The organism is Streptomyces sp. NPDC050287 (assembly GCF_044459385.1).
GTDB lineage: Bacteria > Actinomycetota > Actinomycetes > Streptomycetales > Streptomycetaceae > Streptomyces.
This window is the reverse complement of record NZ_JBITIY010000005.1, coordinates 1-26,508: the sequence shown is the minus strand read 5'-3', so window position 1 is coordinate 26,508 and position 26,508 is coordinate 1. Positions and strand designations below refer to the sequence as shown.

The window sequence follows — 26,508 nt, the reverse complement described above, 5'->3', positions numbered from 1 at the left end:
CATTCCTCGCCGCGCGCCGCCCCGGCCACCGCCCCGCGCACCATCGGAACGGCCCTTGTCTGATCTCACCGTCCAACCGCTCACCGTCAAATTCCCCCACCGGTCCAGGCGCGGCATCCTGCTCGGCCTCTCCCTGCCCCAACTCGTCCTCGTGTCCTGCGCGTTGGCTCTGCTGCTGGTCACGGTGGTATCCACCGGGCTGCTCGGCGCCATCGCCCTGGCGCCGCTGTGGGCCGCGGTCACCGCCCTGGTCGTCGTCCGCAGGCACGGCCGCTCGCTGATCGACTGGGCGCCGATCGTCCTGCGCTTCGCCCGGCGGCGGCGCACCGGCCAGAGTCTGTGGCTCGCCCGGCCCGTCACCCGTCCCCGCCAGGACGGCATCCTGCACCTGCCCGGCACCGCCGCCTCACTGCGCGTCGTCACGCCCGGCGATTCCGCCAACCAGGCCGCCGCCGTGCACGACCCGCACGGCCAGACCCTGACCACCGTCGCCCGCGTCTCCAGCAGGGCCTTCGCGCTCCTCGACCCGGCGAGTCAGAACCACAACGTCAGCAGCTGGGGGCGGGTCCTGGCGGGCATCGCCCGCACCGGACACGTCGCCACTGTGCAGGTCCTGGAGCGCACCGTGCCCGACAGCGGCGACACCCTCACCCGCTACTGGGCCCAGCAGGGCCACCCCGAAACCCCGGTCGCCGGACAGGTCTACAGCGAACTTGTCGCCTCCGCCGGCCCGGCCGCTGCCCCGCACGAGGCGTACCTGGCGATCTCCCTCGACCTCAAGGCCGCCAAGCGCCTCATCAGTCAGGCCGGCGGCGGACTGCCCGGCGCCTTCACTGTGATGGAACAGACCACGTCCGCCATCGCCCAGGCCGCGCGCAGCGCCGGACTGATGGTGACCGGCTGGCTCAGCGCCCGCGAGATCGCCGCCGTCATCCGCACCGCCTACGACCCCAGGGCGCTGTCCGCGCTGCAACAGTGGTCCAACTCCGGCCGGGCCGAAGCCGACCCGGCAGCCGCCGGGCCCGTGGTCCAGGTCGAGGAGTACGACCGGCTCGCCACCGACTCCGCCCGGCACGCCACCTACTGGGTCGAGGACTGGCCCCGCACCGAAACGAGCGCGGGCTTCCTGCACGGCCTGATGTTCACCGCCGGGGTCCGGCGCACCCTCTCCCTTATATATGTGCCGCAGGGGCTCGAGTCCGCGATGCGCGACGTGCAGCGCAAGAAGGCGGCGATCATCGCCGACGCCAACGAACGCTCACGTCGCGGGCAGGTCGACTCCGAAGCCGACTCCGTCGAATACGCGGACGTCAAGGTCCGCGAGCGCCAGTTGATCGCCGGACACGCCGACGTGTCGCTGACCGGGCTGCTCACCGTCTCCGCGGAGACCGACGCCCTGCTCGACGCCGCGTGCGCGCAGATCGAGACCGCCGCCGTCACCGCCCAGGTCGATCTGCGACGGCTCAACTTCCAGCAGCCCGACGCCTTCACGCTCGGCGCCCTCCCCCTCGCCCGCACGGCCCTGTAGCCCCACTCCGGCACCAGCCGACGTCCTGCCCCATGGCAGGAAGGAAATCTCCCCCTTTGACCTCTGCCATCCCCGTCAGCGACGCGTACCCGTACCTGCGGGCCGCCAGCGCCGGTATCCGCCACCACGCCCGCGCCCTCACCCCACGCACCCAGCACACCGCTTCACCCGCGGATCGCGTGCACCTCGACGTGCTGCACGCCCATCTGACCGCACTGCACCACCTGCTCGACCAGCTCGCCGAATCCACCCGTCCGCCGCATCCCGCCGCCGGCCGACACCTCGCCACCGCGCACACCCGGCTGTGGCAGTCCGCCGCCGCAGTGCACGACGCCTTCCACCTCCTGCCCGCCGCGGACGAGACCCCAACGGACACGGAATGCCACCCCGAGCGGCTGCCCGAGGGGCCACCCGTCCTGACCATCTGCCAGCGCCACCTCGCCGCAGGTCACGTCGTCCGCCGCAAGACCACACCCAGCGACCTGAACACCCCGCTGCACGGCCACACCACCACCTGCAGCCAGTAACCCCCGCACCCCGAAAGGCCCTGAATGCGCAACCTGAAGCGCTCCACCTCCTCCGCCGCCGTCGCCCTCGCCGCGCTCGCCGGCACCGCCGCCCTGGCCACCGCCACTCCGGCATCCGCCGCCAGCTACCACTGCAAGACCAGCAGCCACAGCGTCGACGACCCGAGCTATAACGGCCCCGACTCCGACAACTGGGACTTCGACGTGACGCTGTGCGCCATGCGATCCGGCGGCTACATCTACACCACCGCCACCGTGTACTGGGACGGCCCGTACACGGCCAAGAACCGCAGCACCCTGACCTTCAACAAGGCCAAGTTCCAGCTCCAGACCAAGCGGAGCGTCAGCGGCACGGACCCGGTCGTGAAGTCCGGCGCCTACACCGGCCTGGAGCACGCGCTCGAACACAGCAGCGGCAACGGCAACGGCTCCTACTCGACCGGAACCCTCAAGTCCAAGGCGGGCTCCGGCCGTTACCTCGCAGACGGCTACATCCAGCTGGACTGGTCGGGCGACGGCAAGAGCTATCGCAGCCCGATTCTGTTCACCGCTTCGCCGGTCGTCTGACCCCGCGCCGCGTCCAGACCGCCGTCACGTGAAAGCCGCCCCGTCATGAGCCACCGGCCTGCGCGCCGAGCCCGCCGCGCCAGCGCCAGCCCCCTGTTCACCCCGCACGGCACCGATCGCGCGTCCCGCAAGGCTGCCCGCCGGCAGCTCGCCGAGGCCGCCGCGAAGGCCCGCCTCGAAGCAGCCGCCCACACCAGCGGCGCTGGCGTAGCAGAACAGGAGATACCGGCGCCCCTCTTCCCACCCGCCGGGCGACCCGGCCCCGCGTCCTCCCGCAACAACAGGCTCAAGCTGCCCGCCCACCGCATGACCACCGCTACCGCGAGCGGGGCGTACCCGTTTCTCGCCGAAGGCGGCCTCGGCGCCGAGGGCATCTACATCGGCCGCGACGTCCACGCCGAAGCCAGTTTCTGCTTCGACCCGTTCGCGCTGTACGGCAAGGTCGAGGGCTTCACCAACCCCAACGTGCTCCTTGCCGGGGTGATCGGGCAGGGCAAGTCGGCGCTGGCCAAGTCCTTCGCGCTGAGATCGATCGCCTTCGGGTACCGGGTCTACGTCCCGTGTGATCCGAAGGGGGAATGGACGCCCGTGGCGCAGGCGCTGGGCGGTACCTCCATCGCGCTCGGGCCGGGCCTGCCCGGAAAGCTGAACCCGCTGGACGCGGCACCGCGGCCCAACAGCGTCTCCGAGGCCGACTGGGCGGGCGAGATCCGCAAGCGCCGCCTGCTGCTGCTCGGCTCGCTGGCCCGCACCGTGCTCGGGCGGGACCTGCTGCCGATGGAGCACACCGGCCTCGACGTCGCGCTGGATGCCGTCGTCACCCGCGCCGCCGCCACCGGTCGCACCCCGCTGCTCGGCGACATCGCCGCCACCCTCAACAACCCCGACGAACTCGACGTGGCCGGCGGCATCATGTCCGGCCGACTCGGCGACGCCTCCCGCGACCTAGCCCACGCCATGCGCAGGCTGGTCCACGGCGACCTCGCCGGGATGTTCGACGCCCCGAGCACGGTGGCCTTCGATCCCAACTCGCCGATGCTCACCATCGACCTGTCCCGCCTGGGCGGATCCGGCGACGACACCGCCTTGGTCTTGGCGATGACCTGCGCGTCCGCGTGGATGGAATCCGCACTGTCCGACCCGAACGGCGGCCGGCGCTGGATCGTCTACGACGAAGCCTGGCGCCTGATGCGCCACCCCGGCCTCCTGCAGCGCATGCAGTCCCAGTGGAAGCTGAGCCGCGGACTCGGCATCGCGAACCTGCTGGTGATCCACCGGCTGTCCGACCTACTCACCGCGGGCGACGCCGGATCCCGCGGACGGGCCCTGGCCGAAGGTCTGCTCGCCGACTGCTCCACCCGCATCATCTACCGGCAGGAGACCGACCAACTCCATGCCGCAGCAGCCCTGCTGGGCCTGACCTCGGTGGAGACCGACGCGATCTCCCACCTCAACCGGGGCCGAGGCTTGTGGAAGGTCGCGGGGCGCAGCTTCATCGTGCAGCACCTCCTGCACCCCCACGAGCTGGCGCTCTTCGACACCGACGCCCGCATGCACTGAAACCCCGCTCACCTCGCGTTTCGACGACCGACAGGAGCCTTCCCATGTCCGCCTTCACCCCACGCCGACGTCACCGGGCGGCGGTTTCCGGCTCCGCCCTCCTGGCAGCCACCGCCCTGGTAGCCGGATGCGGCACCACCACCGAGGCCACTGACACCACCTCCGTCAGCGTCTCCCCGGCACCTCGCACCCCTACGCCGGCCGCCACGCACACAGTTCACGGGCTAGACGGCACGTGGCGGCCGATCAACTCCGACAGCCCCATCGCCTCGCTGACCATTTCCGGAACCGCCGTCACCACGACCGGCACCCTTGCCTGCCCCGGCACTCTCGCCCAGACCACCACGGAAACACCCGTGCTCACCCTGCACTGCACGACACCGGACTCGGACCGCGCCCGGGGCACACTCAAGCTCAAGCCGGACGGATCCGCGCTGGTCATCAACTGGGACGGCCCCCAGTGGGGCGGCGTACTCGACAGCCTGCGCCGCGTCTGACCACATACCCGCCGCACAGAACCCCCAGGAGCCCATGCCCCCGACTCGCACCGACCTGTCCGCCTTCGCCGCCGCGCTCGCCGAACGCCTGCCCGGCACCTGGACGAGCGAGTACCACCGCCACCCCACCTACCAGGACCAGTTCCCCACCATCGAACGGCTCTGGGACGCCGGCCACGTCGACTACATCGTCAGCCAGTACGTCCTCGGCCACGACGCCGTCCTGAACGGCCCCGATGGAGAGCAGCTCTACGTCACCGACCGGCCCCTGTACCGCCACCAGTTCGTGGTGGCCCCACTGGAGCCCGAGGGCTTCAAGACCCACCAGATTTCCCCGGTACGTGAGCCGAACGGCATCGCCGTCCCCAACGATCCGGCCCGCGCCGCCGCCGCAGTCACCCGACGCGTGCTGCCCCGCTACCGGGCGGCCCTGGACGCGGTCCGTCACAACGCCTTTAGCCAGCCCGAGCCGCCGCACCGACAGCCCGCGCCCGAGGTCGCCCAGACTCTCACGCTGGTCTGGTACCCGGACGGTGTGGTGGGAGCACCATACGACTCGGTTCCCGAAGAGGCACGCATGACGCTGTTCGGCTGCAACTTCCAGTACAGGCCGAATGAGTTCGCCTTCGTGCTGCCGGCCTCCTACAGCTCCAAGGAGCGCGCCCTGCTGGTCCAACTCGCCGCCCAGCGGCTCACACTCCAGGGCATCGGGGTCAACTTCCGCCGCGCCGCTCCCCTCCCGCCTCCCACTGCGGCATCAGCACCCGCGAGCAAGATGCTGCCAATGGTGTCCTCCTCCCCGAAATCCACTTCTCGCCGGTAGAACCCGGCTTCCGCATCAAGGAGTTGCCGCTGTCCGACCCCGACCAGCGGATGCTGCTGCACGACGTGGCGGACCGACTCAACACCGTTGCCGACCACCTTCCGCTCCCCGACCAGATCCGCCCGGATCCGGCGCTGAGCGAGATCCTGGACGACGAAGTCCGTCACCTGGCCCGCCTGCTGGGATTCCTGGCCGGCGAGAGCGCCTTCCGCCATCGCGCCGCCGCCCGCTCCTCGGCCCGGCCCACGACCACGGTGCGCCGCACGACCCTCGCGCTCGCGAGCGCCGCCGAACCCACCGGGCTCGCGCTCGCCGCCCTCAGCGCCGCAGTTCATCGCCTCGGCCAGCTCGCCGACCTCGCTCACCAGGCCCCTGGCCCCGCCCGCGACCGGGCGATCACCACCGAGCACCAACGGCTCGAAGACCGCCTCGGCGACAGCCGCATCTACCTCGCCCGCGCCGCGAAGCACCTGCGCGCCGCTGCCGACACCCGCACACCACCGGCCGCAACCTCCATGCCCTCCCCGCCGTCAGCCGCCCCAACCCCATCCCGATCCCGCTGATCCCCTCCCCCGGAGCGCCCCCATCCCCTCGCACACCCCCGCCCGCCGCACAGCCCTGCTGCTCACCACGCTCGCGACCGTCACCCTCACCGCGTCCGCCTGCACGACCTCCGACACCGGCAGCCACGACGTCGCGGCGAAGGCCACTCGCACCGCCTCCCCCGCTCCGGCCGCCGTACCAGCGCTGACGAAGCAGGAGGCCCTCGCCCAGATCACCCACTACTCGAAGATCAACAACGAGGCCAACGCCGACAACGACCGCACGCTCCTCGACAGCATCGAGGACGGCCCGCTGTACGCCATGTCCGTGGCGGACTACAAGGAGGACGAGGGCCTGGCCAAGGCCGACCGCAAGCGGTACAAGCCGTGGTCGTACGACACCGCCAACGCCAAGCTGTACATCCCGCGCTTCACCGCTGGCCAGGAACGCTGGTTCGCCGCCGCGCTCTCCGGCCAGAAGGGCAAGGATCCGAGCCGACTTGCGGTCTTCGCCGAGCAGCCGGAGCACACGCGGTGGGAGATGGTCTCCGTCGTCGACCTCGACGACAAGACACTGCCGGACATCGCCCTCGACCAGCACGGCTATGCCACCGCAGTCGCCGCCGACGGCAACAAGCAGCTCGCCGCCGATGCCGACCTGCTGCGCACCGCGGTGATCGACAACTTCGCGACCGGCGGGGTGAACACCGGCACCAAGGTCTTCACCCCGACCACGGCGAGCAAGCAGCAGATCAAGGTCCACGACAAGACGACCAAAAAGTACGGGAAGTTGGGCACCACCGTCTTCGCCGGGGCAGCCAACCGCTACAAGGACGCCTACGCGCTCAAGACCACCGATGGTGGGGCGCTGATCCTTTTCGCCCACACCCACACGCAGACCGACGCCGTCGCGCACTCCGGGCTGCAGATCAACCCCGGCAAGGACGACCGCGCCTGGCTCCACGACATCCCTCGCACCTCGGTCACGTACACGTTCGTCTGCTCCGACGCCGCCACCGTGCCGGACAAGGCCACCCCGTCCCGCCTAATCGGCTACACGTGCGCCCGCACCGACGCCTCCGGGCCGCCCGTCGCCTCCGCACTGACGACCCGCTCGTAACCGCGGCCCGGCTCCACGCCCCGAGGAGTTCCTTGTCCCTGCCCCACCCCGACTTCGACCTGTACGACAACGTCGGTCGTACCAGCGAGCAGATCAGCGCCCACCGCGGCAACCGGCCCACCACCGACGACCTGCACCGCTGGGCCGCCCACGACGCCAAGCAGTTCACCGACGGCCTCACGATCGAGGACGCCGGGCAGAGCGTCATCGCCTGGACCCGCCGGCTGTACGAAGTGCGCACGAGCGCCGAGTTCCAGACCGTCGCCACCGCCGTCCTCGGCGACGGACACAGCGCTCTGAGCGAGTTGCACCAGTTCCTGGAGACGGCCGCCGAGTGGTGCGAGCGCAACCACGAGCCGAAGATCGCCGAACGGTACCGCCGGCACGCCGAGCAGTTGTCCGAACTCGGAGACGAACTCAGCTACTTGACTGACAACCACCTCGCTGACACCTACCGGCGCACGCACCCGACAGCCCCGGCACAGCCCACGAGCGGCCCCGCGGCGGCACCCGCGCCACCGGCCGCGCCCGCACGCCGCCCCTCCCGCTGACCCGCCCCGTCGACAGGAAGATTCTCTGTCCACTCGTTCTGTCATCGCCCGCCCCACCGTCACCGGCTACGCCGGGACGTACGTCCACTGGGACGGCTACCCCAGCCATCACCTGCCGCTGCTGCTCACCGCGCACCAGCACCGGTTCGCCGGCGACACCGAGGCACTGGCCGCGTACCTCATCGAAGACGCGCCGGAAGGCTGGTCCTCCCTCGGCACCGACCTCCTCGACCAAGCGCCCGACGCCCTGCGCGACCGCCTCGCCGCCGGCCGCGACCGGCCCGGCAACCGATACCCGGCCCGGCCGACCGTGCCGCCTCTGATCTACACGGAGCGGACGGCGTCCCGCCTGAACTGGGGATACGTCCTCCACCCGCACGGCATCGAAGTGATCGGCCTGCTGGCGTACGACCGCGGACCTGTCGTCGAGTGGGACACCGACCCGCGCAGCCGCATCGTCGCCGATCCCGGTGCATGGAACCCGGATTCTCCGGAGCCGGTCGTGCCGCCACGTACCGCCCCGCGCCTGTCCACCACTGCTCCTGCATCGGCGCCGACACCCCGCAAGGCCGCCCGCCGATAGCCCCGGCAGCCCGCACCGTCCCCACCGAAGCCCGCCCGGAGAAGCCCCTGTCGCCGCACCCTCACCCTAAGATCACCGTGGTCATCGCCACCCAACTCCGCCCGGAGCGACTGGCGTTCCTCACCGCCATGCACGCGAGCCTGTGCCGCCAGAGCGTCCCATGGGAGGCCGTCGTCGCCCTCGACGGCGCCGACCCCACCCGGCTGCCCGCCGCGCTCGCCGCCGACCCCCGCATCCGCACCCTCGCCCTGCCGCGCCCGGTCGGCGCGGCCTGCGCCCGCAACTTCGCCCTCAACGAAGTGCGCACCGAGTATGTCCAATGGGCTGACGACGATGACGAGTTCACCGACTGGGCCATGGCGCTGCGGCTACGCACGCTGGAGGAGACCGGGGTGGGCTGGTGTGCCGGATACAGCCAGGACCTGCACGCGGACGGGTCCACGACCCTGTGGCGGTGCCCGACGCCGCCCGGCCGGCATGAGGCCGGGGACGTATGGCGGTACTGGAAGGACCCGGCCGACACCATCCCGCTCGGCCCGACCACCCTCCTGGCCCGAACCGACCTGGTGCGCGCGGCCCCCATGGGCGGTCTCGTACAGGGCGAGGATTACTGCGCTCTCGCGATCACCTGCCTCGCCCCGGGAATCCTGCTGCCCGTTCCGGTATACCGGTACCGCAAGCACGCCGCGCAGATGACCGCGCAGGACTCCTACGACGAGTTGGAGGGAAAGGCGCGGGTCTTCGCCCACCAGTTCGGAGCCAGCCTGCACGCCGCAGCGCGCGCTCTCCGCGATTCCGCCTCCTCCGCCGCGTAGCTGAGGCGCCCCGTTTCGCGCCCGCTCCCCGATACCACCTGAAGAACCATGCGCCCAACGACCCCGACCAGGACAGTCCCCGACCGCTCAAAGAAAGGATTCGCCTCTGTCTGACCACTTCCGCCTCGGCGCCCATCCCGACCACGGCTTCGTGGCCGCCGCCACCGCGAACATCCCCGCGCACCTGGCCGACTGGTTCCTGGTCCGTGAACAGTTCGAGCCGGTCCCCGAGACCCCGGGCTTGTACCGGCTCACCCACCCCCAGCAGGATGGGGTCCGCCGGACCCGCCAGGCCGTCCTCGACCTTCGCCGACACGGCTACGAGGTGCAGGCCGACTACCCCCTCGACCCCGCCCTCACCGCCGGCCCACCGCAACCGGCCGTGCGCAACAAGCTGATGGAGCGACGCAACCCCATCGCGCAGGCAGCGGCCACCCGCTCCCCGCAAAGGCTCACCGCCCCGACAGCCACCCTCCCTGAGTTTGTGCCGCAGACCGCCGCCATGCCCGTGGGCGACCGAGCACAGACAGCCGGAAAGGGGCGGAGCCGATGAGCGACGAAGCGATCCGCATCACCCGCGGCCTGGGCGGCGAAGTCGAAGTCGACGGCCCGGTCGATGCCTTCGCCGCGAGCGTCCTGGCCCGTGCCGGATTCGACACCTATCCCACGCTGCGCGGCGTGTGGATCCGGTTGCCGTTCGACCTGGGCCGCACCTGGGAGAACGAACACGCCACCTGGGCTGCGGAGATGCTTACCGCCGCCCGCTACAGCGTCGACCTCGACCCTGACCTGTGCCCCACTCCGGCCGCAGCCTCCGCACCGCCGACGCTACGCCGCACGAAGACCGCGATGACCGCGCAGCCCTCGCCCGCCGGCACCCCGCGGCGGCCACGGCGCTGACCCGGCGTCCCAAAACGAAAGCCCGCTGCCCTGACTTCCTCCGCCGAGATCACCCTGCACCTCGCCGCCGGCAACACGATCGTCGCGCTCCCCAGCGGGGAGCGGCACCGGTGGGCCACCACCGCCCTGGAACTGACGGGATTCACCCGGCACCAGGACGAGGTCCACCGGCTGGGCCTCGACAACCACTCCCAAGCACGCGAGGCGCTCACCCAGCTCCACCAGACGGCCCGCGACTGCCAGACCAAGGTCATCACCAGTGAGCGTCCCTATCTCGGCGACATCGCGTATGTCGTCGCCGAGGGCCTTCCCGGTCCGTGGGAGGTGGACATCGAGCACTACCCGGACGGCAACATCCCCACCCACCTGCTGGACTGGGTGTGGGAGGCCGGCCCCATGCTGTCCCCGCTTGTGAAGTACCGCAACTCAGGTGCGGCGATCCTCCGCGACGGCGGCGGCACCGAACTCCTCCTGGCCGAACGCCCGTGGGATGGCCAGTACCTGGTCGCCGCCCTGCTTCCCGCCCCTGACCACCTCCACGTGATCGGCGCAGGGCCACGCACTGTCGCCGCCCCCACCGCCCATGCAGTCGCTGCAGAGGTGCGTTCACGCCTCCTGCCGGAATTCGAGCAGCTGGTGAACCTCGCGCGGCTGCGCGAAGTGCAGGGAGACCTGAACTGGTTGCGGGACGACGTCGAGCCCGGCACCGTGCCTTACCCGTACCCCGCGGACCTGGACGCCGCATTGGAGCGTTTCCTCACCCACGCGCCCTACCTGATCGCGGCAAGTCGTCGCGACGGCGCCAAGCCCCTGGCCGCGCAGGATGCGAAGGTTCTCGACCGCTTCGAGACCCTCCTCGCCTCCGTGACGCAGTCCAGCGACGACGCCGGAAGCGGGCTCGAACCGGGCGGCACCGATGAGGCCATGGCGGTGTGGCTCGAGTCCGGCGAGGCCCTGGTCGCGGTGGTCCGCAGCGCCACCGTCGCGTCGTCCCAGGGACCTTCCCGCCCCACCGTCTCGACCAGCACGCCGCCGAAACCGCCCGCGCCCGCTGCCGCCACCGGGCGGACCCGCTGACCGTCCACCACTGCCGCCTTGCCGAGGCCACTGCCCGGGGTGCTAGCACCCCGCCCAGGTCGCGCCGAACGCCCGGAACACACCGAACCACCCCTGACAATAAGGAGATTCGCCCTCATATGGCCGTCCGAACGACGTGGAACATCGTCCACAGCTGTGGACACGAAATCTCGCATGATCTTTCCAACCGCCCCGCCGACCGGCGGGCCGGATTCGCCCGCTGGCTGGAGGGACGCGACTGCACCGACTGCTGGAAGGCCGCCCGCGACGAGGACGGCGCCGGCAAGGAGGAGTGGCTGGCCGCCAGGCGGGCGGAGGAACAGCAGGCCGCCACCGAGTGGGCCGAGAGGTTCGACATGCCGACGCTCGAAGGACCCGAGAAGGCTCTCGCCTGGGGTGAGCGCTCCCGCCACCAGCTCGTCACGACTGCGTACAGCGCGCTGGTGACCGAAGGCAGCTGGGACGAGGCCGACTGGGCTGCCCTGGAGGACACGATCCGCACCGTCACCCGCGTTGGGTGGTGGATCGATCAGCGCGACGCCGAGGGCACTGACCTGCCCGAACTCCTGGATGCCGCCACCAGCGACGACACCGGAACGGAGAATCCGTTCCGGTAGACACAGGGTCTTATACCCGACGATCACCGGTTACCGAAACCGGGGATCGTCCGGATCCTTGTTCCTCCCACCGCCTCCCCTGCGCGTGATTGTGGAAGGAACCCCTGCTGTGCCCGATGCCGTTTTCCGCCATCCGCATGCCCCAGGTGACGTCGTCACCCCCGAACGGGACATCACCCACCAGCACTTCCGGCCCGGCGACCAGGTCGTCATCCTCAAGGGCACCTCCGGCAGTGAGCTGTGGGGAGACGCCTACAAGGTCGTCACGCCCTCGTGGCACACGCCGACCGACGAGGACGGGTGGCGGCTGTACGACCCGGCCGGCGGCGAGCGCACGTACCTCACCGCTCACCCGCGCTACCTCGTCCATCTCTCCAGCCGCTGCCCGGACTGCCTCATCTACCAGCAGGCGCTGCGCACTTACCTCGTCCCACGCCTGGCCGGCGCCGAACAGGACGTCGACTGCGGCTGGTACTCGGTCAACCACCTCAATCAGGTGGTGCACGTCGCCGACGCCCGAGGCGGGCGATGACCCCCAGCCCCGAGCGCAACGCGGCCCTGGCTCGCGTGGCTTCGATCGCCATCGAGACGGTCGCCGGTACCCAGTGGCCAATGCGCCTGGCCGAGGCCCTGCGTGATCTGGACGCGACGTGGCAGGAGTCAGCCGAGGTGTGCGCTGACGTCGCCTGGCAAGCCCGCGCCGCCGGGAACAGTGCGCTGGTACTTCTCGACCCTGAGCACGTCACCGACCCCGGCCCCGGCCCGGTCATCTGTCGGGCGTACCGGCACCTCTACCTGAGCGCCCTGCGCTACGACTTCCGGTGCCGCTCAATCGAATCCCTCCTGAACCAGGTGCCGTTGAGCGTGCTGAATGCGGACCCGTACAGCTGGGCGCTGTACGCCTTCGCGCGCCTGGGCCAGTCCCGCTCGGATGGCCTGGCCGTGATGGAACAGGTCCTCGCCACCGCATCGGATCACCCCAAGACTGCAGGTCCTGCTGCACGGAGTGTGGCTGGGCGGTCTGCTTCCCGGCCGCGCGGACGCGCTGCTCGCCCTCGTGGACCGGCTGCCCGAGGGCGGTGGAGACGATCCCGATCGCGCAGTTCCGCAAGGCTTCGGCGCTGCGCGCGCTGGGCCAGTACCGCCAGGCGCGCACGGCCATCGAGCGCGCCCTGGAACTCCTGCCGCCGGGCAACCTGGCCGTCCACTCCAACATGGTGCGCGAGCACACCCTGATCACCGCCGCGCACGACCTGACCCAACTCGCCCGTAGGCGCCGAAAGCCCACCTCCCAATGATCATCCGTATCCATCCACGCGACATTAGCCCCAGCGGGCCGTTTGCCGAAGCCCTCGGCCGCTCGGTCAGCGACCAAGAGGGCCTGACCGAGCACACGGTGGTCGCCCACTGGCCGGGGCTGGACTATTGCACGCTCGACGACGAGCAGAAGTCCTGGACGTCCGCCGAGTGGGCCGAGCACCTGGACGACCCCAGCTGGCAGCACCCCTTCGCGGTCTGTGCGCAGGACGACCGACGGGCCATCTGGCACGCGGATGTGCGCCTGGACGCCTGCGACCGCGACCTCACCGGCCCCGAGTGGTCCGAGATCGCCCACCGGATCGCCCGCATCGCCGGCATCCAGCGGCCGGGGGACGACCACGGCTGCCGCTGGATCGCCGTCCAGGCACAGCCCGGCCGCCTCGACCTGCTCGCCAACCTCATCCGCCCGGACGACACCTGGACCACGCAGCCGCACCGGCTGTTTCCGCTTCTGGCAGCCGAGTGCCGACGTATCGAGGCCGAGCTGGACCTCCGTTCTCCCCTCCTCGGCCCTGATCCTGGGCAGACCGCCCGCTTCTCGGAGCGCTCCACCGCGGCGGGCAACGGCGCTTCACCAGGCGCTGCCGACGCCACCACTCAACTCGCCGGGCTGCTGCGCCAGCTCGCCGACGAGAACACTGGTCCGCTCGCGACCGTGCGCGGCCTCGTCGAGCACACAGCCCACCGTCTCGATCGCCTCCCGCATGCCTACGGCCCGGCCGCAGGACACCAACTGGAGCTGATCGCCCGCCGCTTGTACGGCGTCCAGCAGGATCTCGACGCGACCGCCGCCGCCCTGCCCGCTACCGCACGGCCGGTGCCCCTCTCGACCCGGATGACCGCCGCGCCTCCCACGCCCGGCACCCGGCTGACCCACTGACCCGACAGAAAGAACAGCTTCTTGGCCTTTGCCGATCGCTTCCTGACCCTGGGGCGCGACGCGCACTCCGGAGAAGTCCTCGCCCGCGGCGGCGATCCGGAAGCCCACAGCATCCTTCAACGCACCGGCTTTGTCCCCGTCGTCCGCCTCCACGAGACCTATCACCGCCTGCCCATCGGTCTCGACATAGCCGAGGAGGAACGTCTCGCCACTCGCGCCGTGGCCCGGCTGCGCGCTGTGCGCTACCACGTCGAAGCCGATGACGCCTTCGACACTAAGACGCGCGAGGCGCACTACCAGCCACTCGGCTCGCTGGTCGCCGACCTCGCCGAGCGGATCCGTGAAGCCACCACGAGCGGCGAGGTCGCCGCCGCGCTGACCGAACTGACCGCCTCCCACGACGGAGTGCTCATCTCGCTGGGCGACGTCCTCACCGCGACCGCCGCCTTCTACCAGGGCCTGGGCCAGGCCCCGGATCCGCACACCGCGAAGCGGCTGCAGTACCTCGGCGACCACCGGCTCGGCGTCATCCAGTCCGACCTCACCCACATGCGCAACGACCTCGCCGACCGGCACCAGAACCACCCCCAGCGCCGCGCGTGCACCGCCGACGTCGGGCCGGACGAGCGCGAAGCCTCCGCCGTCTGCGCCTGTCCTGCGCCCCCGCCGCGCCTGGCCACCAGCCCCGCCGCCGCACCCGCCGCAGCAGCCCCGGCAAACAGGCGGCGCTGACCCCCGCCCCCTTCCTTTCTGAGGAGACCATGCACGTCCCCACCCCCGACACCGGTCTCGGTTCGTTCGCTGCCGTCCTCGCCGGCGAACTGCCCGGCGCCTGGACCAGCACGTACCACCCGGACCGCGGCGGCAACAACGACCACGCCGCTCTCACCGACCACGTGTGGGACATGAACGATGTCGCCGACACCCTGGCCAAGCACACCGTGGACCACTGCGCCGTGCTGACCCGCGACGACGGCAGCCGACTGTTCTTCGCGGACCCGCTCGGGCACGGCGAGGGCTACCTGATCGCCGCTATGGCCCCCACCGACGCCCCGGCCGAAGCGTTCCGTGGTGTCCGCGAGCCCGACGGAATCGCGGTGGACGCCGATCCGTTCAGCGCCGCCGAGGACATCCATTACGACCTGCTGCCCCGGTACGACAAGGCCCTCGCCCAGGTCCGCGCCAACGCCGCCCGCCTCACGACGCCGCCGGCCGCCGAGCCGGAACACGTGGTGATGACCTGGTCCGGCGACGCCCTCGTCGTCGACAAGCCCGACCGCGACGACATCGTCCAGGCCCTGGCCGACTACGGCTTCGCGCTCGACGCGGAGAACGACGTCTTCGTCCTGTCCGGTGACGACTCCGCGCACCAGGCCGCGTCCGTACGAGCCGCCGGCCACCGCTTGTCCGAGCTGGGCGTCGGCGTCGTCCTACGTAATCCGCCCGCCCGGCCCGCCCTGGGCACCGCCGCGGTAGCGCCTCCGAGCCCGCCGGTCACCTCTCCGCACCGGGGCCGGTGACTCGCGCACACGGGGACGAGCCGACGTTCCTCGTCCTGGATTACGTGACGATCACCCGAGACCCGAAGACCGCGCTGGTCGTTGCCATCGGGGGCGACCAGCGCGCGGCCGGCCTCCTGCAGACCGCCGGCGGTTTCCGTTCCGCCCCAGGCCCACGCGGCGACTACCACCGCCTGCCGCACGCCCTGCCCGTCGAGGAGCAGCGTCAGGGTGCCACCGCCGCAGCCCATGCCCTGCTTCTGGCTGGGTACAGCGTCCATCTCGACCCCACGCTCAACACCCTGGCCACCCAGGGCAGCGACCGGCAAGCCGCCCACCGCCATCTCGAACAGCTCACCTCACTCGGCAGCGATGCCGGCAATGACCGGCAGGTCGCGGCGGTCCTGACCGAGATCGCGGCACCCGACGACGGCCTGCTGCCCCGCCTGACGCAGTCGCTGCTTGCGACCTGGGCATCGTGGGGCCGGCGTCTCAAGGACACCGGCCGTGACCCGCAGGTGGCGATGCAGCTGGGGGCCATCGTCAACAAACTGTCCACCCTCACCTGGCAGATCGAGCAGGTCCGCAACGACGTCGACCGGACCGGCCCCGCACCACAGCCCCACCCCCGCCCAGTGTCCACAGCGCCCTCGCCACTGGCTGCCCCCGCCGTTCGACAGCGCTGACCCGATCCCAGAACAGGAGCATGCCGTACGTGGGAAACCGCGCCGACGACGAAGGCACCGACGTCGAGATCTACATCAAACCGCTGACCGACACGGTCCACGCCGACACCCCCACCGATGCGCCCGAGGAGCTCCTGGCCCTGCTCGACAGCCTCGGCTTCGAACGCAAGACGGCGGCGACGGCCGGGCCCGTCTATGTCTGGCACGAGGTCCCCCACCGCCTCACCGAGGCCGAGAAGAAGAGGCTCGCCACCAGCGCCGTTCCCTCACTGCTCGTGGCCGGATACCTGGTCAACATCACCAACGCCGTCTGGGACGCCGCCGCCTATCAGGAGGCCGCAGAGGCAGTGCGCCACCAGCCCGTCGCCGCAGCCGCGCCGCACACCGCGACCGCCTCCGTCATCAGAGCCCACGGCACTCCGGCGACACCTCGTCGGCGATGAGCCACGATCGAAAGGAGTCCCGCTCGTGAGCCTGGCGGACGAGCACGAGGTCGACGTCGAGTTCTATCACCGCGACGGAACGATCTACGTCGATACCCGCACCAGCGCCCCGGAGCAGCTGCTCGTCCTGCTCGACGGCCTCGGGCTCGAACGCCACAGCGACGAGGGCGAGATCTGGCATCAAGTCCCCGACCAGATGGACGAGATCGCCATGAAGGACATGGCCGATCGGGCTGCGTGGCTGCTGACCCGCCACGGCTTCCAGGTCTCCATCGATGCGGGCCTCTTCGGCGGCACCGCCTACCGCGCCGCCCTCGCCCCATCCCCAGCACACCGGCCGGCACCCGCGCCCGCAGCGCCTGCCCCGAGCGCGTCGCGCCCTCGCCGTACGCGCTGACCACCCACCGCGCCGACCCCGCACGGGGGGTCGGCCCAGCCCTCACCTGGAGTACCTGTCACCCGCGAAACCGACCGCACCCCACCGCCCATCACAGCCGACCGCAAGCCGCGCCTGGTCACCGCCCTCTTCCGCCGCTACCTGCGGGCCGTCACCGCCGACAGCCGCAACCGGACCAACCTGCTGGTCGGCGGGCACCCCGAAGCGGCCCTCGACGAAGCCCGGCGCCGGGACATGTTCCCTCTCGTCGACAGCCACCACATCCGCCACCACAACTAGTAGCCCGACCTGGCCCGTTCAGGAGGCCCATGACCAACCCCCCGCCCCTCACCTCGGTACGGCTCGCTGACGACATCGCACGCCAGCTCAGCCAGCTCACACAGCTCTTGGCCCAGTCGCCGCCGCACGAGGCCGCCCAGATTCTCGGCAAGGTCCTCGACTACGACGAGGGCCTGCTCGGACGAGTCACCGACCTGGTCGCCACCGGATCACGCTTCGCCCAGGACCACTCCCAGCGCGGCATCCTGCACCCCGAGGTGTGGCTGGCCCTGGGACGCGCGGCCAACGAACTCGACAGCGTGGGCGAGGACCTCAACGAGCACACCGGCACGATCAAACAGCTCGCCACGTCCGCCACCCCGTCCACCAGCCCGGCTGCGCGGCCCGCCGGATCGGCGATGGTCGTCAGGCGGCACCGGTGAGACAGAACAAGCAGTGGTCCGGATGGGGCGCCGCCGGTCAGCAGGCCCAGCAGCACTACCTCGTCGAGCCCCGCTATCTCGCCGGCGGCGGCGACCTGCGCCACGTCACCGAGTACCTGCGCGCCTCCGGGTGGAAGGACAAGTCCAAGAGCGGCGGCCCCCTCGTCTTCGACAGCCCGGACAAGTCCGTGCGCATCGGATACGACCCGTTCACCCAGCCCGGCAGCTGGACCATCAGCGGGAAGCAGACCGCCAAGCAGGAGGCATGGCACGCCACCTTCGGCCGGCAGACGCCCGTCGAAATCGTCGCCGGTATCACCGACGCCCTGTTCAAGGAGCGCAAGGCGCACGCCCCCAACGTGTGGGAGCCCCTGCAGCAACAGGGCTGGGAGACCGAGCGAGGCCAGCACTTCACCGCCCGCAGCCCGGAAGGCGACGCCTTCGTCCGCTTCCACCAGTCCAGCCCCGGGCAGGCGCACTGGTGGGCCGGTGCTCGCAACGAACACGGCCGTGTGTGGGAGGCGATGTTCACGCCGACCACGCCGATGCATCTGGTGCAGGCATTCAGCACGGCGCTCGCGGACCCGCAGCCCGTGCTGCGGCCCCTCGGCCGCGTCCCGCCCTCCCAGCGGATCCGCACCACCTCCGTGTCCGTCCTACCGTCCCAGCTCGGCGCGTGGCAGCAGGCCCGGATCACCGCCGCCAGAGCGGCCACATGGGCCCGCAACTCCTTCGCCACCAACCGGGCCCGCTCCAGCCCCGGCGCTCGCCCGTACGCGACGTCCGACGGCCGACGCCGCTGACCGGCCTCGGGTGGACACGCCCGCCGCCCTGTCCCCAACTTTCCTCGATGGCAAGGAGGTTCATCACCGATCTGAACTGCGACGACACCCTCACCACAGGGGATATCCACAGGGCTGTCCACAGCCTGGCCCCGCTCACCACCACGTTTCACTCAAGGACGCTGATGCCCAACCCCTCACACCCCAGCTCCGACCAGATCGCGCAGGCGATCGCAACCCTGACCCAGCTCAAGGACTATCTACGCAGCAACCCGCCTGTCACCGACGTGCTGCCGCTGCTGGCTCGCCTCCTCGACGAGGACACCGGCGCCCCCATCCTGCTCGGCGACGTCCTGCGCAACGCCGCGCACCTCGTCTCCCAGCAGGCCGCCAGCACCCAGATCGACGAGATCCGCCTGATCATCGACGGCTCCGGGACGCCGCCCAGGAGGCCACGGACTGGCACGTCCTGCACTGGGACATCCAGCGCGTGGGCGGCCAGGCGTTCGCGCCCGCAGGTCCGCCGACGACTTCGTGACCCGCCCCTACATTGTCAGCAAGGCCGACGCCCCCTGGTCTCGTATCTGGTTCGACACCAGTCCCCGTCATCTCGCCGGGCCCGGCGACCCGCGCCATGTCACCCAGGCGCTGCGGGCCGGCGGCTGGAAGAACTACGCCGACCCCGACTTTCCCCATGTCGTCCTGGCCAGCCCCGACTTCCGCCACACGCTCGTACTCGAACCCGCTGCGGACTCGTACTCTGCCTGGTGGCGGATCTCCTCACAGCGCTGGCACGCGTCGTTCGGCGGCAACACACCCGCCGAGATCATCGCCGGATTCACCGACGCCCTCCTGCACCCCGCCCCGGCCACGGAGCCAGACGTGTGGCCGACCCTGCAAGCGGCGGACTGGACCTACGAGCGCGACGAGCGGGGCAATGAGAGTGCGCGCCATCCGGACGGCATCACCACCATGGAGCGGCGGGCGACGCTGACGAGCGACTACTTCAGCTGGAGCGCCGAAGTCGCGCTCCCCACCGGGCTCGGCGGCCACCAGCGGCTGTGGCACGCGTACTTCGACAACCGCACACCCCGCCACCTGCTCGCCGCCTTCTCCACCGCCCTCACCGACCCCGCGCTCGTGCCGCGCGGCCACTACGACGTCCCGCACTCCCACCTGGTCACCCAGGTGGAACGCGGCGCCCATGGCGAGCAACTGGCCGCCGCCCACGAGGCGCGCCTGAAGGCCATCCGGGCCGCCGCCCGCAAGGCCCGCCGCAGTGGCGCGCCGACCACGCACCCCGTCCCGGCACCCGCCGCCGAGTTGGCCGCTGCTGCGGCCCGGGGCCGCTGAACCACGCGGCGCGGCGCCGGCCGCGCCGCGCCCCCTCGCCGTCACACCTGTATGCCCGAAGGCCCTTCTTGACCATTCCAACGGAACCCGCGAGCCCAGAGCACCGCCTCCATCTGAGCCAACTCGCCATCTACCTGCGGGAAAGCAGGCAGATCCTCGCCGCCTGGGACTCCTACTCCGACCAGCACTCCGACCCCGACACGCACCAGCCCTACGACGAGGACGCCTACGGCCTGCGCCAGCGTGACTCCGACACTTTGGTCTCCTTCGGCTGGGTATATGACCACGTCGACGAACTGGTGCACGTCGCCGAACAGCAGCTCGCCCAGCTGCCCACCTCCGTCCGGACCCGGCGCTACGCCTGGCAGGTGCGAGAACTGCGCGACAGCACCAAGGGGCTGTACGCCGTCCACGACGACTGGCTCGCCGTGCGCCGCGCACTGCCCGCGAGTGCCCGGCCCGGCACCGAGGCGTTCGAGGAACGGCTCGCCGAAAGCTACGCGGAAGCCTGGCACTACCTCGACCAGTGGGCGATCCACGGCCAGGCGCTCTTCGCCATCAACGCGCTGGCACAGAAGCGACCGAAGGCATCCGCGCCAGCACTGGTCACGGCGCCCCCCGTGCCCAAGGCCGCCGCAGCGTCGTCTGCGGCCCGGCGGTGGTGCGCGTGAGCGACACCGTCGAGCAGGCGCTCATCACCCCGCGCTATCTCGCGGGCGGCGGAGACCCGGGGTGGATCACCGTGCCGCTGCATCGCGCCGCCGGCTGGAGCTACGGACACGACCCGCTGATGCCGCGCGTCCTGCTCACCAGCCCGGACCAGCTCATCCAGCTGCGCCTGGACCCCGACCCGGACGATCCGGGCTGGTGGACCATCCGGCACGCGCGTACCGCGGATCACCCCGGCTGGACGGCCACCTTCGAAGCCCGCACCCCCGTCGAGATCATCACCGCCTTCACCGACGCCCTGACCGATCCATCCGGCCCGCCCACCGCAGCGCCCGATCCCTGCGCCCCGCTGCGGGACGCAGGCTGGCACACGCCGCCCCACCTCGGCAGCCTCGCCTCCCCCGACAACATCGCGCACGTCTGGCGGATCGGCGCCCCCGGTCGGGATCTGTGGAGCATCGAGACCGCGGTGATCCAGGACCCGACGATCTGGCGTGCCCTGTTCACCGGCACCACCCCGCTGCACCTGATCGCCGCCGTGACGCAGTCGCTCGCCGACCGGACGCCCATCCCCCGCGATCCGAGCCGGATCCCGGGCCTGGCCCGCGACCGCATGACCGTGCACACCCATCACCTCCCCGCGCCGGACATCGCCTTCGCCCTGGAGCGACGCGTCAGCACCCTCGCCGCCCGGCACCGCCCAGCGACCACTGCCCCACCCGCGCCGCACGGCCGTTCGCCGCGCCGCACCCGCTGACCGGCCCCGCCCGCGCCGCGCTCCTCACCCACGTACCTGGAACAGCCCTTGCCCCAGCCCTCCTCCTCGTCCACCGACGGCTACGACATAGCCTTCCGCGTCCTGGGCGTCGTCCTCGCCATCGCCGTCCCGCTGTCGAACGTGGCGTGGCTGGGCGGCAACCTCACCGCCTGGGCCACCGACACCGGTCCCCGTGCGCCGTATCAGCCCGTACAGGCCCTGCTCCATCCCGATCAGCTGTGGCCCCGCCTCGGCGACACATCCCTGCTGCTGGGCACCCGCATCCTGCCCGGCACCGTGCTACTCGCACTCGGGATCACGGCCGCCGTGCTGTACAAGCGACACAAGGACGGCATCGGCGGACGCAGGAAGCGCGTCGCCGGGATGGCCAAACAGCGGGACATCGAGCCGCTGATGTCCAAGGCCATCACCGCCAAGGCAAGATCATTGCGCCCAAGCCTGAAGGACGCCAAGCACCTCAACCCGGCCGACACCGGCATCCTGCTCGGCAACCTCCAGGGCACGAAGCACGAAGTGCGCATGGGGTACGAGGACGTCGCCGTCGCGATCATGGCGCCGCGCTCCGGCAAGACCACATCGCTGGCGATCCCCTCCATCCTCAACGCGCCCGGCCCGGTCCTGCTCACCTCCAACAAGGCGGCGGGCGACGCCTACACGGCCACGCTCGATGCGCGAGCGGCCGTCGGCCGGGCCTGGTCGATGGACCCGCAGCAGATCGCCCATGCCGAACGGGCCATGTGGTGGAACCCCTTGTCCGACGCCAAGACCCTCGACGGCGCCGGCAGGCTCGCCGGCCACTTCCTCGCCGCCTCGGTGGACGCCTCCCAGCAGGGCGACTTCTGGTCCAAGGCTGGCTCCAACATCCTCTCGCAGCTGTTCCTGGCCGCCGCCCTCGCCGAGCGGCCGATCACCGACGTGATGCAGTGGCTGGCCTTCCCTGCCGACCGGACCCCGCTGGACATCCTGCGCGACCACGGGTTCGCCGCCGTCGCCGCACAGTTGAAGGGCACCGTGGAGGGCCCGCCGGAGACCCGCGACGGCATCTACGAGACGGCCCGCCAGTACGCCGCCGCCCTGCTCAACAGCGAGATCGCCGCATGGGTGACCCCGCAGAAGGACGTGGCGGAGTTCAAGCCGGGCGAGTTCGTCGCCTCGAAGGACACGCTCTATCTGCTGTCGAAGGACGGCGGTGGCGGCGCCTCGGCCCTCATCGCCGCGTGCGCGGACTCCGTGATGCGGGCCGCGACCGCCCAGGCCGAACGCGCCGGAGGACGCCTCGACCCGCCCATGCTCGCGATCCTCGACGAGGCCGCCAACGTCTGCAAGATCTCGGACCTGCCGGACCTGTACTCCCACCTCGGCAGCCGCGGGATCATTCCCATCACGATCCTGCAGAGCTACCGGCAGGGTCAGAAAGTCTGGGGCGACGCGGGCATGGACGCCATGTGGTCCGCCTCCACGATCAAGGTCATCGGGTCCGGCATCGACGACCCGGACTTCGCCGACAAGCTGTCCCGTCTGATCGGTGACCACGACGTCGAGACCACCTCCACCTCGACCTCCGAGTCCGGTAAGTCCACGTCCGTCAGCATGCGGCAGGAACGCATCCTGGCCGCCGACGCCATCCGCGCCCTGCCCAAGGGCACCGCGCTCGCCTTCGCCACCGGCATGCGCGCGGCCATGCTCGACCTGCGTCCCTGGTATCTCGAGCCCGGCGCCGGCGATCTATCCGCCGCCTCCGCCCTCGCGTCCAAGGGCATCACCGAACGCGCCGTCGCCAAGGCCGCCCCGAAGCAGACCGACTTCGGCACCGCCGCCTAGTCCGCGCCCGCCTTCCCCCACTCAACTCGCCCACGGAGGCGCCCATTCACACCTACGAGCCCACCGACCTGGACGACATGGAGCCGCACGAAGCCGTGGATGCCGTCCTCGCCGACCTGCGCGACCACCGGATCACCAGTGATGGAAGTTGCCTGTTCGCCGCCACCCGGCACATCGGCCTGCTCTGCTTCGGGTTGCCCTCTTGAGGCGGATCATCCTCGACTTGTTCGCCGGGCCCGGCGGCTGGAGCCACGCGCTCACCGTCCTCGGCGCGCGAGATGTGGGCCTGGAGGGGGATGAGTGGGCCTGCAAAACCCGTGCCCAGGCAGGGCAGTTGACGATCCGGACCGACGTCGCCGTCTATCCGTCTTGGATCTTCTCTGGCCGGACCCTCGGGCTGATCGCCTCCCCTCCCTGTCAGGCATGGTCGATGGCGGGCAAGCGCCTCGGCCTCGTTGACCAGCCCCTCGTTCACCAGGCCGTCGCCAACCTTGCCGCCGGACGCGACACCCGCGAGCAACTGCTCGGCGCGTGCGCGGACCAGCGCTCCCTTCTGGCCGCCGAGCCCATGCGCTACCTGCACGCCCTCAACACGGTGGGCGAGCCCGAGTGGGTGCTCATGGAAGAAGTCCCCGATGTCCTGCCCCTGTGGCGGCAGTACGCGGCGATCCTGCGGGCCTGGGGATTCTCGGTATGGACCGGCATCCTCAACGCCGCCGACTACGGCGTCCCCCAGACGAGAAGGCGGGCGATCCTGCTCGCCTCCCGCACCCGCACCGCCGAACCTCCGCCGCCCACCCACGCACAGTCCGCCGAACCGGAGTCGCTGTTCGGGCCCGGCCGCGCCCGCTGGGTATCCATGGCCGAAGCCCTGGGCTGGGGCGCCACAGACCGTCCTGTGCCCACCGTGTGCGCTGGCGGCGGCCCGGGAGGCGGCCCCGAACCCTTCCCCTCCGGCTCACGCAAGACCCTGACCGACGCCCGCGACCGCGGCACCTGGACACCACACCCCGACGCCGAACTCGTCCTGGCCTCCCGGCCCGGTGAGAACCACACCGAAGATGCTCCGGCATCCACGTTCACCGCCGAGGCGCACCGCTGGTCATGGTCACTGCGCAGCAACAACCAGACCAACGCCACCGTGCGCCGGGCCGACGAGCCCGCCGGCACCCTGTTCTTCGGCCACCGGGCCAACGAGTGCACCTGGGTCTCCAACACCGCCTCCGGCCTTCCGGACGACGAGCAGCGAGCGGCGCCGACCCCGATCAAGATCACCGCCCGGGAAGCGGGCGTGCTGCAGAGCTTCCCCGCCAACTACCCGTGGCAGGGCAACAAGGGCCAGACCTTCTCGCAGATCGGCAATGCCGTCCCCCCGCGCCTGGCAGCCCACCTGCTCGCCCCACACCTGAACAAGCCCTTCAACCCCGACGACTTCATCCTCGCCGCCTGATGCCCCACACCCCCGAACCCGACGACGACCTCGACCGCGTGCCGACGCCGGTCCACTACGCCGAGCAGTCCCTGCTTGGCGCCCTCCTCCTAGAACCTGCGCGTCTGACCGACACCGAGCCGCTGATCGCTCACCACTTCGACAGCCATACCCACGCCGCGCTGTTCACCGCGATCCGCACGCTCCCGCCGCCCGACCTGGCCGACCACGCCAAGGACACTGCCTGGCTCAACGCTGTTCTGGACCATGCGCGTCCGCACGCTCCCGGCCTGAACGCCTCCTACCTTCACACCCTCATCCAGTTCTGCCCGCTGCCGAAGCACGCGGCGGCGTACGCCAGGATGATCCGCGCCGACAATGCCCGCAGGGTTCTGCGCGCCCACGCCGGGCGTCTCTCGTCCACCGCAACGGACCCGAGCCTGCCCTACCCGGTCGCCTCGACGCTCGGCATGGCCGACGACATCGGCCGTGTCCTGGACGCCCTCGCCGCACAGTTCGCCCCGCACCCCGGCTCCTTCCCCCGCACTCCACTCCCTGCGGATGTCCTACGGCCGGCCGGCGAGGAGGACCTCGATGAAGAACGCTTCCTTCTTGCGACCGCCACCGCCTACCCGGCTGAGGTACAGCACATGAGGTGGCTGACCGAGGCGGACTTCCTGCTGCCGCTGCACGCCGCGCTCTGGCAGTCCATCACCTCGCTGGTCCACCGCGGCGACATGGTCGACCCCGTCACCGTCCTCGGCGAGGCCCAGCACCACGGCGTGCTCACCGGCACCCTGACACCCGAGGACCTGATGGCCCTGGTCTCCACGCCCGCCGGCTCACCCGAGTACTGGGGCGAGAAGATCCTCCAACGCGCTCTCCTCGCCCGCGCCCAGACGGTCGCCGCACGGATCACCGCCTACACCGACGACCTGGCCAACACCCCCCACCAGTTCGTCACCGGCAGCCGCCGCGCCCTGGCCGACCTCAACTCCCTGCGTACCCGCTGGATGCGCGCCACAACACCCTCGCCCGCTCCCACCAAAAGCCAGCCGGCACGCCGCGGGCAACTGCCCCACGCGACCGGTCCTCCGCCCCAGCCCGCACTACTCAGCCCGCGCGCCCACCCATGACCCACTATCGGGCCCGGCCGTCCGCCGACCGGGCCGGGACCCGAAACGAGTACGCCTTCCATGCCCGGCATTCCTCCCGACGCCCCATCCGCCTCGACGCCCAGGTCTTCCTCGCGTCCATCCCGCCCACCCCACCGCCGTCGTCGCACGCCCCGGCAGGCGCAGACGCACCGCACAGGCCCTCCTGGCCGCCCACGGCTTCGACTCTCTCGACGAGCGCACCATGGTCCTGGCCCGGATCGACCGTGAGGAGCCGTACTGGGCTGGCACGGATGGTCCTGCAGTCCACCCATGCCCGCGAGCAGGGCCCGGGGCCGCACAACACCGTGGCGGCCTTGGTGGACCCCGTGTGCGGTCTACCGCTCCTCCTCAAGAGGTTCCGCGGAGACACCGACGAGAACTACGGCAGCGATCAACAGTTCGTTCTCCCAGACACCGACAAGACGGCCGTACTCGACCTCCGGGCCACGGTGGAGCGACCTCCCTCCAGCCTTGCGCCCGGCGGCCGAACCGATCCCGCGGCAGCCGCCTCGGAGGCGCGCTCCGCCGGGTTCGAGCCGTTGGAGCCCTATCCCGGGAAAACCACCGACCGGTGGCGCTGCCGCTGCATGTGCAACACGGACATCACACTCACTCTGACCAGCATCAGAGGAGGCCGCACCGCGTGCGGCACGTGCTCCCAAGGCCCGACTCGGTAACCATCGGTCACAACGTGCCAAAGGCAAACGCCACACCCAGACCGTCATGGCGCTCGCCCGCCGCCAGGGTCAACGTTCTCTGCGCTCTCCTGCGCGACAGACGATGCTACGAGCTCAGACGCCATCCGCTTATCGATCACGGGGCTGGCCTGGTCGAACAGGGTTCCTGATCGGGTGATCGCGCGAGAGCCGGCGCATGACAGCAGGGC

The 26,508-nt window shown here is 70.9% G+C and carries 32 protein-coding genes; all 32 read left to right on the top strand.

Features of this window, described 5'->3' with window-relative positions:
• Positions 1-55: 55 nt before the first annotated feature.
• The 32 genes from ACIBK3_RS18680 to ACIBK3_RS18525 all read left to right on the top strand — a co-directional run bounded on the left by ACIBK3_RS18680 (position 56) and on the right by ACIBK3_RS18525 (position 25,601).
• Positions 56-1,528: an SCO6880 family protein gene (locus ACIBK3_RS18680; RefSeq protein ID WP_266586596.1), complete on the top strand. Its 1,473-nt coding sequence runs from the start codon at positions 56-58 to the stop codon at positions 1,526-1,528.
• Positions 1,529-1,584: 56 nt separating this feature from the next.
• Positions 1,585-2,055 (top strand): DUF6238 family protein, encoded by a 471-nt coding sequence (locus ACIBK3_RS18675; protein WP_266586594.1) that lies wholly within the window; start codon positions 1,585-1,587, stop codon positions 2,053-2,055.
• Between the two features lie 24 nt (positions 2,056-2,079).
• Entirely contained in the window at positions 2,080-2,622 is a 543-nt protein-coding gene (locus ACIBK3_RS18670; protein ID WP_266586592.1) for a hypothetical protein, read from the top strand.
• Positions 2,623-2,667: 45 nt separating this feature from the next.
• Positions 2,668-4,182: an ATP-binding protein gene (locus ACIBK3_RS18665; protein ID WP_266586590.1), complete on the top strand. Its 1,515-nt coding sequence runs from the start codon at positions 2,668-2,670 to the stop codon at positions 4,180-4,182.
• A 44-nt stretch (positions 4,183-4,226) separates the two neighbouring features.
• Complete coding sequence (locus tag ACIBK3_RS18660; RefSeq protein ID WP_266586588.1) at positions 4,227-4,679, top strand: hypothetical protein; 453 nt, start codon at positions 4,227-4,229, stop codon at positions 4,677-4,679.
• A 34-nt stretch (positions 4,680-4,713) separates the two neighbouring features.
• The gene (locus tag ACIBK3_RS18655) at positions 4,714-5,502 is read left to right on the top strand and encodes a hypothetical protein (RefSeq protein WP_266586586.1); all 789 of its coding nucleotides are present in this window, start codon (positions 4,714-4,716) and stop codon (positions 5,500-5,502) included.
• Positions 5,503-5,525: 23 nt separating this feature from the next.
• Positions 5,526-6,065 carry a hypothetical protein gene (locus tag ACIBK3_RS18650; protein ID WP_266586584.1) on the top strand — a complete coding sequence of 180 codons (540 nt, stop codon included), beginning with the start codon at positions 5,526-5,528 and terminating at the stop codon, positions 6,063-6,065.
• 301 nt (positions 6,066-6,366) lie between these two features.
• A complete protein-coding gene (locus ACIBK3_RS18645; RefSeq protein WP_266586582.1) occupies positions 6,367-7,164 on the top strand; it encodes a hypothetical protein in 798 nt (265 codons plus the stop codon).
• Positions 7,165-7,196: 32 nt separating this feature from the next.
• Positions 7,197-7,715: a hypothetical protein gene (locus tag ACIBK3_RS18640; protein ID WP_266586581.1), complete on the top strand. Its 519-nt coding sequence runs from the start codon at positions 7,197-7,199 to the stop codon at positions 7,713-7,715.
• A 310-nt stretch (positions 7,716-8,025) separates the two neighbouring features.
• Complete coding sequence (locus ACIBK3_RS18635) at positions 8,026-8,298, top strand: hypothetical protein (RefSeq protein ID WP_266586579.1); 273 nt, start codon at positions 8,026-8,028, stop codon at positions 8,296-8,298.
• Between the two features lie 77 nt (positions 8,299-8,375).
• A complete protein-coding gene (locus ACIBK3_RS18630) occupies positions 8,376-9,113 on the top strand; it encodes a glycosyltransferase (protein ID WP_266586577.1) in 738 nt (245 codons plus the stop codon).
• 151 nt (positions 9,114-9,264) lie between these two features.
• Entirely contained in the window at positions 9,265-9,666 is a 402-nt protein-coding gene (locus tag ACIBK3_RS18625) for a hypothetical protein (RefSeq protein ID WP_266586576.1), read from the top strand.
• The gene (locus ACIBK3_RS18620) at positions 9,663-10,013 is read left to right on the top strand and encodes a hypothetical protein (protein WP_266586575.1); all 351 of its coding nucleotides are present in this window, start codon (positions 9,663-9,665) and stop codon (positions 10,011-10,013) included. Before ACIBK3_RS18625 ends, ACIBK3_RS18620 begins: the two co-directional genes overlap by 4 nt.
• A gap of 324 nt (positions 10,014-10,337) precedes the next feature.
• Positions 10,338-11,090, top strand: coding sequence for a hypothetical protein (locus ACIBK3_RS18615; RefSeq protein ID WP_266586573.1), 753 nt, complete (start codon positions 10,338-10,340; stop codon positions 11,088-11,090).
• A gap of 119 nt (positions 11,091-11,209) precedes the next feature.
• Positions 11,210-11,707: a hypothetical protein gene (locus ACIBK3_RS18610; RefSeq protein WP_269654463.1), complete on the top strand. Its 498-nt coding sequence runs from the start codon at positions 11,210-11,212 to the stop codon at positions 11,705-11,707.
• 109 nt (positions 11,708-11,816) lie between these two features.
• On the top strand, positions 11,817-12,239 hold the full coding sequence (locus ACIBK3_RS18605) for a hypothetical protein (RefSeq protein ID WP_266586569.1): 423 nt from the start codon (positions 11,817-11,819) through the stop codon (positions 12,237-12,239).
• A gap of 547 nt (positions 12,240-12,786) precedes the next feature.
• Complete coding sequence (locus ACIBK3_RS18600) at positions 12,787-13,005, top strand: tetratricopeptide repeat protein (protein ID WP_266586567.1); 219 nt, start codon at positions 12,787-12,789, stop codon at positions 13,003-13,005.
• Complete coding sequence (locus ACIBK3_RS18595; protein ID WP_266586566.1) at positions 13,002-13,907, top strand: hypothetical protein; 906 nt, start codon at positions 13,002-13,004, stop codon at positions 13,905-13,907. Before ACIBK3_RS18600 ends, ACIBK3_RS18595 begins: the two co-directional genes overlap by 4 nt.
• A gap of 21 nt (positions 13,908-13,928) precedes the next feature.
• A complete protein-coding gene (locus tag ACIBK3_RS18590) occupies positions 13,929-14,639 on the top strand; it encodes a hypothetical protein (protein ID WP_266586564.1) in 711 nt (236 codons plus the stop codon).
• A gap of 29 nt (positions 14,640-14,668) precedes the next feature.
• Complete coding sequence (locus ACIBK3_RS18585) at positions 14,669-15,427, top strand: hypothetical protein (protein ID WP_266586562.1); 759 nt, start codon at positions 14,669-14,671, stop codon at positions 15,425-15,427.
• A 44-nt stretch (positions 15,428-15,471) separates the two neighbouring features.
• Positions 15,472-16,092, top strand: coding sequence for a hypothetical protein (locus ACIBK3_RS18580; RefSeq protein WP_266586560.1), 621 nt, complete (start codon positions 15,472-15,474; stop codon positions 16,090-16,092).
• 20 nt (positions 16,093-16,112) lie between these two features.
• The gene (locus ACIBK3_RS18575) at positions 16,113-16,535 is read left to right on the top strand and encodes a hypothetical protein (protein WP_266586558.1); all 423 of its coding nucleotides are present in this window, start codon (positions 16,113-16,115) and stop codon (positions 16,533-16,535) included.
• Positions 16,536-16,560: 25 nt separating this feature from the next.
• Complete coding sequence (locus ACIBK3_RS18570) at positions 16,561-16,932, top strand: hypothetical protein (RefSeq protein ID WP_266586556.1); 372 nt, start codon at positions 16,561-16,563, stop codon at positions 16,930-16,932.
• A gap of 308 nt (positions 16,933-17,240) precedes the next feature.
• A complete protein-coding gene (locus ACIBK3_RS18565; RefSeq protein WP_266586554.1) occupies positions 17,241-17,633 on the top strand; it encodes a hypothetical protein in 393 nt (130 codons plus the stop codon).
• Entirely contained in the window at positions 17,630-18,436 is an 807-nt protein-coding gene (locus tag ACIBK3_RS18560) for a DUF317 domain-containing protein (RefSeq protein ID WP_329225683.1), read from the top strand. Before ACIBK3_RS18565 ends, ACIBK3_RS18560 begins: the two co-directional genes overlap by 4 nt.
• 513 nt (positions 18,437-18,949) lie before the next feature.
• Positions 18,950-19,768 carry a DUF317 domain-containing protein gene (locus ACIBK3_RS18555; RefSeq protein ID WP_266586548.1) on the top strand — a complete coding sequence of 273 codons (819 nt, stop codon included), beginning with the start codon at positions 18,950-18,952 and terminating at the stop codon, positions 19,766-19,768.
• Positions 19,769-19,836: 68 nt separating this feature from the next.
• Positions 19,837-20,439 (top strand): hypothetical protein, encoded by a 603-nt coding sequence (locus ACIBK3_RS18550; RefSeq protein ID WP_266586546.1) that lies wholly within the window; start codon positions 19,837-19,839, stop codon positions 20,437-20,439.
• Positions 20,436-21,194 carry a DUF317 domain-containing protein gene (locus tag ACIBK3_RS18545; RefSeq protein ID WP_266586544.1) on the top strand — a complete coding sequence of 253 codons (759 nt, stop codon included), beginning with the start codon at positions 20,436-20,438 and terminating at the stop codon, positions 21,192-21,194. Before ACIBK3_RS18550 ends, ACIBK3_RS18545 begins: the two co-directional genes overlap by 4 nt.
• Positions 21,195-21,242: 48 nt before the next feature.
• On the top strand, positions 21,243-23,036 hold the full coding sequence (locus ACIBK3_RS18540; protein WP_266586542.1) for a type IV secretory system conjugative DNA transfer family protein: 1,794 nt from the start codon (positions 21,243-21,245) through the stop codon (positions 23,034-23,036).
• Between the two features lie 77 nt (positions 23,037-23,113).
• Complete coding sequence (locus ACIBK3_RS18535) at positions 23,114-23,242, top strand: hypothetical protein (protein WP_266586540.1); 129 nt, start codon at positions 23,114-23,116, stop codon at positions 23,240-23,242.
• Positions 23,243-23,247: 5 nt separating this feature from the next.
• Complete coding sequence (locus ACIBK3_RS18530; protein WP_269649220.1) at positions 23,248-24,486, top strand: DNA cytosine methyltransferase; 1,239 nt, start codon at positions 23,248-23,250, stop codon at positions 24,484-24,486.
• Positions 24,486-25,601: a DnaB-like helicase N-terminal domain-containing protein gene (locus ACIBK3_RS18525; RefSeq protein ID WP_399366875.1), complete on the top strand. Its 1,116-nt coding sequence runs from the start codon at positions 24,486-24,488 to the stop codon at positions 25,599-25,601. The genes ACIBK3_RS18530 and ACIBK3_RS18525 overlap by 1 nt, the downstream gene beginning before the upstream one ends.
• The last annotated feature ends 907 nt before the right edge of the window (positions 25,602-26,508 follow it).

Coding starts and splice junctions, on each gene's coding strand:
- ACIBK3_RS18670 (WP_266586592.1), top strand. CDS start 2,080: ATGCGCAACCTGAAGCGCTCCACCTCCTCCGCCGCCGTCGCCCTCGCC.
- ACIBK3_RS18665 (WP_266586590.1), top strand. CDS start 2,668: ATGAGCCACCGGCCTGCGCGCCGAGCCCGCCGCGCCAGCGCCAGCCCC.
- ACIBK3_RS18660 (WP_266586588.1), top strand. CDS start 4,227: ATGTCCGCCTTCACCCCACGCCGACGTCACCGGGCGGCGGTTTCCGGC.
- ACIBK3_RS18655 (WP_266586586.1), top strand. CDS start 4,714: ATGCCCCCGACTCGCACCGACCTGTCCGCCTTCGCCGCCGCGCTCGCC.
- ACIBK3_RS18645 (WP_266586582.1), top strand. CDS start 6,367: ATGTCCGTGGCGGACTACAAGGAGGACGAGGGCCTGGCCAAGGCCGAC.
- ACIBK3_RS18620 (WP_266586575.1), top strand. CDS start 9,663: ATGAGCGACGAAGCGATCCGCATCACCCGCGGCCTGGGCGGCGAAGTC.
- ACIBK3_RS18610 (WP_269654463.1), top strand. CDS start 11,210: ATGGCCGTCCGAACGACGTGGAACATCGTCCACAGCTGTGGACACGAA.
- ACIBK3_RS18595 (WP_266586566.1), top strand. CDS start 13,002: ATGATCATCCGTATCCATCCACGCGACATTAGCCCCAGCGGGCCGTTT.
- ACIBK3_RS18585 (WP_266586562.1), top strand. CDS start 14,669: ATGCACGTCCCCACCCCCGACACCGGTCTCGGTTCGTTCGCTGCCGTC.
- ACIBK3_RS18575 (WP_266586558.1), top strand. CDS start 16,113: ATGCCGTACGTGGGAAACCGCGCCGACGACGAAGGCACCGACGTCGAG.
- ACIBK3_RS18565 (WP_266586554.1), top strand. CDS start 17,241: ATGACCAACCCCCCGCCCCTCACCTCGGTACGGCTCGCTGACGACATC.
- ACIBK3_RS18535 (WP_266586540.1), top strand. CDS start 23,114: ATGGAGCCGCACGAAGCCGTGGATGCCGTCCTCGCCGACCTGCGCGAC.
- ACIBK3_RS18525 (WP_399366875.1), top strand. CDS start 24,486: ATGCCCCACACCCCCGAACCCGACGACGACCTCGACCGCGTGCCGACG.